Raw genomic sequence first — 9,842 nt, 5'->3', positions numbered from 1 at the left:
TGTGTCCCCTTCGTCTAGAGGCCTAGGACACCGCCCTTTCACGGCGGTAACAGGGGTTCGAATCCCCTAGGGGACGCCACTCACTTTTCATTTTCTATTCTCATCATATTCATTTCTGCTTCTCTTAGTTGTTTAAGCTCAGAACTCTGCTAGCTTTTATATTAACTTTCTGTTGTTCGTTAAATATTCATACAAACTTGTCTTAGTACTTGCTTCTTCAAAATAGAGCAATTAACTAAGTAAGTTGGTATCAAATCATGTTTCACTATGCTCCAATCCGGCCTTCCAGTGAAATTTCTTACGATTTTTAGGAAAGTAATAATTTATTGCCCTTTTTAATCGAGAGCGAGCTATGGCAAAAGGTAGAGCTGATCACACAGGAAAAGAGTACGATTATCCAAGTTCTTACAATCTACTTTCAACGACAAATGTAAAAGGTCAGATAAAGTATGCAAATTCACAGTTTTGTGAGGTTGCAGGGTTTTCACTTAGTGAATTAGAGGGGAAGCCCCATAATATCGTTCGGCACCCAACAATGCCTAAAGCCGCTTTCAAGAACTTATGGGATTATATCGAAGCGGGCAAACCTTGGATGGGAATGGTTAAAAACCGCTGCAAGAATGGCGATCACTATTGGGTGAATGCTTTTGTCACTCCTATTAAAGATGCTGCAGGTAAGACTGTCGAATATCAATCGGTGAGGACAAAGCCGAGCCGTGAGGTCGTTAACCGTGCAGAGGAAATCTACACTGATTTAAATAACGGTGTGTCACCAAGTAAATTTACTCGAGCCTCTTGGTCTTTGTCAGCTCAAATGATGGCAATAATCCTTGTTTTCTATGCCTTAACCATGCTGATTTCAACTTTATCACCACCTTGGAATTACCTCGCTGAAACACTGCTTACTCTTGTTGTTTTATTTACTACTTACTCTCGCCTTGCTCCAGTGCGGTCGCTCAGTGAAAAAGCAAAGAAGGTATACAATAACCCTCTGATGCAAAAAGTGTATCTTAATAAGGTTAATGATGTTGCATCTATTGAGCTTGCTTTACTCGCTAGAGAATCTGAGCTTCGGGCTGTGCTTGGGCGTGTTAAAGATGCTAGTGCCACAGTTTCTGAGTACGCAACCAAAACGATGCAAGAATGCAAAACGAGTTCTGATATTTTAAATCGACAGCAAGCGCAAACCGGCTCTTTAGCAACTGCTATTAATCAGATGTCAGTGTCGATTGGTGAAATAGCTTCTAATACTAACAATGCAGCGCAGCAATCCGAAGCTGCGCTTGAGTCCGTTGTTAAAGGCAACAAAGCCGTTGATGACAATATGGAGAATAATTATGCCTTATCGGAAGAGCTATCGCGCACGCAAAAAGATATAGAAGATCTTAATACGCAAACAGTTAACATTGAAGGGGTTGTCGACGTGATCCGTGGGATCTCCGAGCAAACTAATTTACTCGCATTAAATGCCGCTATAGAGGCTGCACGGGCTGGTGAGCAGGGTAGGGGGTTTGCGGTTGTTGCTGATGAGGTAAGAGCGCTTGCGCAAAGGACGCAAGATTCGACAGCCGAAATTAATAGCATTATTGCCGATCTGAGGCAACGAGCAGAAAGAGCTGTCTCAGCTATTCAAAGTGGAGTAGAGCGCTCTTCGGAGTGTGTTGTAAAGGCTGAGGGCACTAAAGCGAGCCTTGAAACAATCAATACAATTGTAAATGAAATATCAGGGTTGAACTATCAAATTGCGACATCGGCAGAAGAGATGTCGAGTGTTTCTAATGAGCTAAATGCTAATGCTGTGACAATTTCAGGTCTTGCGGATGAATCTATGAAAAGCGCGCGTAAAACGCATGAAACGATGAGAAACACAGAGCAGGCTTTAGAAAACCAAGAGGTACTTGTTGAGCAGTTTATTCGAAAATTAAACAGTGCTCACCGTTGAATAGGCGATTGAAAGTAAAACAGTACCGACAGGGTTGTTTATGGGGGAGGCTAATCAGAGCTATTTAGCTCTGATTAATAATAGTCGTCAACGGAGCGGATCTAATATCTATCGCTATAATTAAACGCGATAGCCGTCTTCAACCCCTTTCACGGCATAAGCCACAGCATCATGAGCGTGAAGAGATTCGTAATGGTTGATTTTCACGTAGAAATCTAAATAAGTTTGCTGGTTTAGCAATGCTTTTAACTTCCTCGCTGCATCTTCACAAAACATTAGGTTTTGACCGTTGAGGCGCGCAAATTCTTGTTCATCTTCTCGTTTAACTGCAGCTTGAACAGGAGTTTTTAGCTCGTTTTCAACCAACTCTATCAGATCTAATATCTCAAACTCAGCACAATTATCTCTAAGTTTAACTTTGATATTTGCAATTGAGCGCTGGGAATGAGGTGTTGCTACGATACCTTCTGTGCTGCCTAGCCAATCATGTACACTGTGGAAATCTAATTGTTTACCATCAAAAGCTTGCTGGAAAGCGTTTTGGATGAGCTGACGAGATAGAGCGGCTGAACAGGGGCAAGTCGACGAGTAAGCAACGTCAAGCGCTAGCTCGAGTTTGTAACTACCATTTATCAAAGTTGCATCAAGGGTAATTGGGTACGATTTCCACCCCATCTTTTTACTTAAAAGTGAAGGGCGCCTGATTGGCAACTCAAACTGTAGTGTAACTTTTGCGCCTGTACTTAAGTCGCTATGCGTACTTAAAAAGTTATCTAACAACTGTTTTAAAGTTTTTGGTGTAAGTACTTGCTCACAAGAAAGAGTGTCAAGAGCAAGAAAAAGGCGTGACATATGAATACCTTTAGCTTCTTCTTTTTGCAAATTAACAAATGCATCGGCTTTGGCTGTAACAGTAACTTGATTTAGGCCTTTACTTTCTAATACTAAAGGTAGCTCTATATTACCCATGCCTACCCAGTCTAAAGTTCCTGTTTGTAACGCACTAGCACTGTGCGCAATGTCTGGCATGTTATTTTGCATCGACGCTCTCTTTTCTCACAACATAAAAAACGGGCATATTACACGAAATCCGATTAAGTTGGGATGATGCGCTTAAATCTATCCACGCTAAATTAGCGGATTTGTGCATTTAGAGATACAGAGTCTCATTACTGTTGTCTACCGCTTTGCTTAGTGTGCATGTAATAGAGTGAATGTTGAGGCTCCGCAATTTCTATACTCGCTTATTACTAGGGCTTTTGTATAATATTTACTTTGAGGGCTTGAAAAGCAATTCTAACAGGCTCAAGCGGTAGCACATAAACTTGCCTGACAAGTGTTTAACAATGGTGAAGTATTAATATGACAGAAAATTCGTTTGGCTCGTGGGCTCGAATTTTATCAAACTTGGTAGAGAAATATGGTAACAAGCGGGCATTCGCCATCGCTTATGCGTTTACGCTCTTTGTTGCAGTTATTCTATCTTGCATGTTTTATTATGTCGCCTTAGGCGTAGTTGACCTTGTAAATATTGCTGCGCTATTTTTCTTAACCGCAGTAATTTCTCCTGCCTTAATTATGATTTCAGTCGCAGCGATGCGAGAGGTTCACTCTTCTAAAGCATACCTAGACTCTGCAACCCAACAGGAAAAAATGCTGAATCAAACGTTAAAGGACAACATTAATCGCTTAAACAGTGAAATTGATGAACGAAAGATAGCCCTGCATGCCAAACACCGAGCGATTGATGAATTAAGAAAAGAAATCGCTGAACGTAAAAAGACGCAGCTAGAGTTAGCACAACAAGGAATGTTATTACGCAGTATTGTTGACTCCTCACCAGACTTATTTTATTACCGTGATGAAAACGGCGTATTCGCGGGCTGTAATAAAATGTTTGAAATGGTGATGGGGAAGAGCAGTGAAGAGCTAATTGGCAAGTCTGTGGAGCAAATTTACTCCACCCAATATTTGCCTAAAGTACTTGAAACGGATCAGCAGGTTTCGAAGACACAACAACCCCTAACTCTCGATGTTGAATACCCCGTTGAAGGCGAGCCTCGATGGTTTGAAATGCGTAAACTGCCATTTATTAATGATAATGGAGAGTATATTGGTCTATTGGCGTTTGGTCGTGATATTACTAGCCGTAAAGAAGCTGAACAAGCTCTGGAAACGGCATATAAGGATAAAGGTAAGTTCATTGCTACCTTAAGCCATGAATTACGTACTCCACTTAATGGCATTGTCGGTTTAACACGCATGATGTTAGATACTGAGCTAACGGCTCAACAAAAAAGCTGGTGTAATACTGTATTTTCAAGTGCAGAGACGCTTGGCAATATTTTTAACGACATTATTGACCTCGATAAGATTGACCGCGAACAACTAGATATTGCCACCGACAGTATTAATGTGTCGGACTTTATTAATGATGTTGTAAACTTTGCAGGTTTAATTGCCGATCAAAAAGGACTGGAGTTTACGATAAATCGGTCAGGCTTGTTGGATGTCTATGCTTTGCTTGACCCTACGCGTCTTCGCCAGATTTTATGGAATTTAATTAATAATGCGGTGAAATTTACCCACAGAGGCAATGTAACGTTGGAATGCCGTCGCGAGAATAGAGAGGATGGTCCTTGGCTCACAATTAGCGTTATTGATACGGGAATGGGGATACCCGTGGAACAACTAGAACGAATTTTTGAGATGTATTATAAAGCCCCTGATGCGTCAGGAAGTAATGCGATTGGTTCCGGGATTGGACTCGCAGTAACCAAGGCGCTAGTTCAAGCCATGAAAGGTACGATTGCAGTACAAAGTCAACAAGGCAAAGGTAGTCGCTTTGATGTTGAGATCCCGCTACAGCTGTGCACAGCTCCAAAGGAACAAAGCTACGCAGGGAGAAGCCTCTACATCTTGCTTGTTGAAGATGTACCACTTAACGCAGAAATTGCAACGAACTTGTTAGAGCAAAGAGGGCACGAGGTAATTTGGGCCGAAACCGGTGAGGATGCACTCTCGTTTGTTGAGACAGAGGATGACTTAGACCTTATTCTATTGGATATGCAGCTACCAGATATTAATGGCGACGTAGTCGCACGCCAAGTAAGAGCGGATAGCCACTTTGATCACCTACCCATTGTTGCTCTAACTGCCAATGTGAGAAGCGCTGAACAAGAGCTAGAAGGGATTAATGTCCAAGGTGCCTTAGCCAAGCCTATAAACACAACAAAACTTGATAAGATGCTTGCGGAGTTATTTGGTATTGAAGCTCAGAAGAATAAGCAAAGTATCGATATCCGTGATGCGCTTTCTCAACCTGAATACGCGGATTTAGATATCGAGACGATTTGCGATTTTGTAGAGTCGATGGGGGCTGCTGCGTTCCAAAGAAGCTGTGATTTATTTGCCAAACTTAACCCAAAATATTGCGAAGAGCTTAGAGTCGCCGTTGCTCAAACTGATATCGAGGAATATGCTGCGGTTGCGCACAAAGTTAAAGGGGCTGCTGGCTCAGTAGGATTGCAATTAGCTCAATTACAAGCAAAGAAAATGGAATTAGAGTCAGATGGAAAAGAGAAAGAGATACTGTTGGATTGGATATCTGAGTTAGAGGCAAAAATAGAAGAAGGGCAAAAGGCCCTTCATCCATTAATTGCAAAACTCGCTGAAGATCAGTAAAAGAGATTATTGAGCGTCGATTTTACCGATGAAACGATAACCTTCACCGTGAATTGTGCTGATCAATTCTGGCGTGTTATTGTCTGTTTCGAAATGCTTACGAATGCGACGGATAGTAACGTCAACAGTACGGTCATTCGCGCGAAGTTCACGGCCTGTCATATGCTTGATAAGTTGTTCACGGCTGAAAATACGACCTGGAGAATCTAACATTAGACGAAGTGCACGATATTCACCTTTAGGTAGGCGCTTTGAATCGCCAGTTGGAGATGTTAAACAACGACTGTTCTCATCTAATTCCCAACCATTAAAAGTAATAACGCCGTTGCTATCTATTGTTGACTCTTCTGCTGAAGTGCCAGTACGAGAAATGAGGTTGCGAGCACGGATCGTTAGTTCACGTGGATTGAATGGTTTTGTGATGTAATCATCAGCACCAATCTCAAGACCTAGAATGCGGTCAACATCATTGTCACGACCTGTTAAGAAAATAAGGCCGATGTTTTTCTTCTGGCGTAGTTCACGTGCCAAGATTAAACCATTTTTACCAGGAAGGTTGATATCCATGATTACAAGGTTTACATCATCATTCGATGTCAGCTTGTCATGCATATCGTCGCCATCAATGGCTTCGATTACTTTGTAACCTTCCGCTTCAAATAAACTAACGAGGTTCAGTCGAGTTACGTCTTCATCCTCTACAATTAGAATGACTGGCGTTTGCATTATTAATTAACCTTTTCGGAATATATAATTTACAATGTGTCCGGACTTATATAATAAATCCGAATATTTACGATTATAGGAGCTTATCCAATTGTTAACAAGTAAAATCAGTTGGGATGAAACTTGGATACGGCAAGCAGCCTTGAGCGCACGATGAAGTACTGTTTTTCTAGTGCTTGCTTATTTATATACAGTCGAATTTTGCTCCCTTCTTGGACCAAAGAAGCAATCCCGCCTCTTTCTAAAAACTCAATACTTTCGCCCACGGTCAACATGTTTGACTCTATTGTATCGGTCCAAGCGGACAGTATATCAGTTTCATTTGTTTCATCAATGTATGTGATATCACAAGCGCTGGAAAGTTCCCTGTAAGTCCATGTTTTTTTCGCTTCAAGCAACTCTATAGGCTTGTTTCGAATGCTTAGATTTGTTGCGCTTTTTAGGTTAGATGCGGGTCCTGAGTCCATGGAATAAAAGCAAAACTGAATGCTATTTTTTGTTTCTTCTTCTGGAAACTCGATAAATTTAGCCATTTGATAGAGAAACGCTGAACGAACCTGATCCGGTGATTTTGCATTAACGATAAAAGGCATAAAAATAAGCAACAAGGCTAAGCTCGTTAGTTTCATTACAAGCTCCCTGAGAGTGGGAGAGTGATAATAAACTTAGCGCCTTGGCTAAACTCCTCATCCAAAGTGATTGAGCCCCCAAGTGCTTGAGTAACCAAATTATAGACTAGATGCATACCAAGGCCACTGCCTCCTTCACCGCGTCGAGTTGTCACGAACGGGTCAAAAATACGTTTTTTAATGGCTTTAGGCACACCCATGCCGTTATCTGTATATTCTATTACGAGTTGGTCGAGGCTTTGTCTGACAGCAATAAAAATTGTGTTATTTATCTGATCTTTAAAAGCATGAAGCAGGGAGTTTGTAATCAATTGTTCTAAAACTTGCTGTAAGGGGCCTGCTTTGCTATTAATTGCAAGTTCTGTGTCGCAATCAATAGTAACTTCGGGGTTTTTGGCCGCTAGGTCTGCACGCATTGAAGCAACGACTTCCGTAATCAAGTTCGATAAATCAATTTTAGAGTTAACTTCAAGATCTTGGCTTACCGCCAGTCGTTTAAAGCTTGAAACAAGCTCTGCTGCTCGATTTAGGTTTCGGTAGATGAGATCAAGATTTTCGATACCATCACTAACAAAACGCTCTAGTTGTTTTGAGGTTAATGATTTATTTTGAAAAGCTTCTCTAATGTCAGATAATTTATCTCTTAACAATGTTGAGCCTGTGATCCCTAAACCTATAGGTGTATTTACCTCGTGGGCAACGCCTGCGACCATTTGCCCCAGCGAGGCCATTTTTTCGTTCTCAATGATTTGGTTTTGGTATTGATGCATTCGCTCTAAAGCGTTTAGTAATTCTTGATTGGCTTCTCGTAGCGCAATCGTGCGCTGATTCACTTTTTCTTCTAAGCTCTGATTTAGTTGTTTTATTTCTTGCTTATCGGCTTTATGACGCTCAAGTTGGTTTTCGGTGCGCGCAAGCATAATATTTAAGTTATTGGCCAGTACATTTAATTCTGAGATATTACTACCTGGCGCTCTGGCACTATAATTATGATTTTTGGAAACGTCCTGCAGTAGTGAGGAAAGTTCTTCAATTGGCGTAGCGATGCGTTTTTGGATCCCCCTAGATACGAGTAGAACAAGAACAAGGACAAATAAGGTGAGTGCAATATCTACCAGTATTTTTTTATTTATATAGTTAGAAAGCCGCTCAAGTCCCCCGCGAATATAAACATAGCCTTCAATATTGCCTTCATAAACCACTGGTTTAATTAACTCTATGTAATCTTCTGAGACCTTCGGGGTTTTTAATTCCTCTATTTGATTCACTTTGAGTGGCACAGGAGGTGTACGACTAGCATTATAGCTGGTGAAAAATACCGGACTATTAGTTACATCATCCATGGCATAAATATGGATATTTTTGATGATATCTACATTTTGGAAAGACTTAAGGCGTGCATCCTCGGTTTTTCTATCATCAAACAAAATTGTGATCTGAGAATTGAACGCAACGATGTCGGCTATCATCTCTATTTTGTTGATGATAAGTTGTTTTTGCTCTTTTACATCGAGGTAAGTTGAAATAGATATGGATAAAGAGAGGCACAGCGCGGTTACAAGCATCACTGCGCTGATCAATACTTTTCTTATGCTTGTTTTTGTTAATTGCTTACTCATTCTTATTCCAGCTGTATGATCAGCCTTAGCTATGGCCACAGAGCTTTTGAGATCCAATAACTCATTATAATAAAGTAGAGCAAATCTTTGAAAATGAAAAGATAAAAGGTAGGTTTGCGTTAAGGTTTACTTGATATAAGCAAGTAAACCTTAGTGTGAGTAAACTACTGCGCTTTGTAGATGGCGAATTTAGTGTTTTTAGTGACAACTTCGAACTGTTCGAAATGAGTTTCTAGAATCGGAGGATATTTCAAGAAGCTATTGGCAACCAGCTGAATATTAGACTTGGTATCCATATAACGCTTGATGTTATGCAGAAATTGCTCTGCAATATCATAGTTTGTTGAAAGGCCGGTATGAAATGGAGGGTTGCTCAAAATAAGGTTGAATTTACCGCTCAATTCACTCAAACCATCGCTAAGTAACAAGGTTGCATTAAGGTTGTTTAAAGCTAGGGTCTGCTGCGTGGCAAACAGCGCAAGTGCATTGACATCTAAACAGGTGAATTTAAGTGTTGGGCTGTTCAATAAAGCGTAGCAGGCAATAAGCCCTGCACCGCAGCCAAAATCTAACACTTTACCTTTATAGGGAAGGGTGACATTTTCTAGTAATAGTTGAGTACCTGCGTCGAGCTTCCCATGATTAAATACACCGGGCAAACTTGCGGCAGTAAACTCGGTTTTGGCGATACGCACCGAAAATGTCTGTACATAATGGCTTATATCAAAACTTGGGTTGGCAGTAAGCTTATCAAATTCATATAAAATGCAGTGCTTTGCGCTTTCTAATTTATAACAGTGTGCGGCGTGATCTTTAAGTTGTTTCTCCGCACTTTTCACCCCACTTTTGTTTTCGCCAACAACGAGTAACCTAGTTTCAGCTGTGCTCAAGTGGCGGATATTATCAAATACCATTTGCGCTTCGGGTTTTGACTTAGGGTAATAATAAATAACTAAATCAATGTCCTGTAGTTGAGGTAGTTGATGATCTACATAGCTCTTAACATCGCTGACTTTATCGGCGTGCAGGTGGTCTGCAAAATCGAAACTAAAAGCATGAATTGCCGAATTTGGATTGAGCGCTTTTAATTCATGTAGGAAGCCATCGCGCTGATGGTTAATAACCAGAATATTGTTGGCAATAAGCTCTTCTTCATTACGAAGTAGTAATAAACTTGGGTTGGTAAACTGCAACGCTAACTCCTAGTGAATGTACTCAAAATAGATGGACTGATGGGCATGA

Annotated in this window: 7 protein-coding genes and 1 tRNA gene; 3 read left to right on the top strand and 5 right to left on the bottom strand. The window is 40.8% G+C overall.

The window, feature by feature from the left end:
• The first annotated feature begins 3 nt into the window (after window positions 1-3).
• A tRNA-Glu gene (locus tag DRB05_RS10040) sits at window positions 4-79 on the top strand.
• A gap of 273 nt (window positions 80-352) precedes the next feature.
• Window positions 353-1,942 (top strand): PAS domain-containing methyl-accepting chemotaxis protein, encoded by a 1,590-nt coding sequence (locus DRB05_RS10035; protein ID WP_128726815.1) that lies wholly within the window; start codon window positions 353-355, stop codon window positions 1,940-1,942.
• Window positions 1,943-2,062: 120 nt separating this feature from the next.
• On the opposite strand, the gene folE2 is transcribed toward DRB05_RS10035, so the two are convergent.
• Window positions 2,063-2,983, bottom strand: a complete 921-nt coding sequence (folE2, locus tag DRB05_RS10030) for a GTP cyclohydrolase FolE2 (protein ID WP_128726814.1) — start codon at window positions 2,981-2,983, stop codon at window positions 2,063-2,065.
• A gap of 321 nt (window positions 2,984-3,304) precedes the next feature.
• Here folE2 and arcB point away from each other — a divergent pair, with 321 nt between their 5' ends.
• Window positions 3,305-5,626 carry an aerobic respiration two-component sensor histidine kinase ArcB gene (arcB, locus tag DRB05_RS10025; RefSeq protein ID WP_128726813.1) on the top strand — a complete coding sequence of 774 codons (2,322 nt, stop codon included), beginning with the start codon at window positions 3,305-3,307 and terminating at the stop codon, window positions 5,624-5,626.
• Window positions 5,627-5,632: 6 nt separating this feature from the next.
• Here arcB and arcA read toward each other — a convergent pair whose 3' ends face one another.
• From arcA to DRB05_RS10005, 4 genes are all read right to left on the bottom strand, one after another.
• Window positions 5,633-6,352 (bottom strand): two-component system response regulator ArcA, encoded by a 720-nt coding sequence (gene arcA, locus DRB05_RS10020; RefSeq protein ID WP_099642313.1) that lies wholly within the window; start codon window positions 6,350-6,352, stop codon window positions 5,633-5,635.
• A 107-nt stretch (window positions 6,353-6,459) separates the two neighbouring features.
• Window positions 6,460-6,981: a YfiR family protein gene (locus DRB05_RS10015; RefSeq protein ID WP_128726812.1), complete on the bottom strand. Its 522-nt coding sequence runs from the start codon at window positions 6,979-6,981 to the stop codon at window positions 6,460-6,462.
• Window positions 6,981-8,600, bottom strand: coding sequence for an ATP-binding protein (locus tag DRB05_RS10010; RefSeq protein ID WP_128726811.1), 1,620 nt, complete (start codon window positions 8,598-8,600; stop codon window positions 6,981-6,983). The genes DRB05_RS10015 and DRB05_RS10010 overlap by 1 nt, the downstream gene beginning before the upstream one ends.
• Window positions 8,601-8,764: 164 nt before the next feature.
• Window positions 8,765-9,793 carry a methyltransferase gene (locus DRB05_RS10005; protein WP_128726810.1) on the bottom strand — a complete coding sequence of 343 codons (1,029 nt, stop codon included), beginning with the start codon at window positions 9,791-9,793 and terminating at the stop codon, window positions 8,765-8,767.
• Window positions 9,794-9,842: the final 49 nt, after the last annotated feature.

The sequence above is a fragment of the Pseudoalteromonas sp. A757 genome, from assembly GCF_004103285.1.
Taxonomy (GTDB): Bacteria; Pseudomonadota; Gammaproteobacteria; order Enterobacterales; family Alteromonadaceae; genus Pseudoalteromonas; species Pseudoalteromonas galatheae.
Note: the sequence above shows the minus strand (reverse complement) of the source record. Positions and strands in the feature narration are given on the sequence as shown.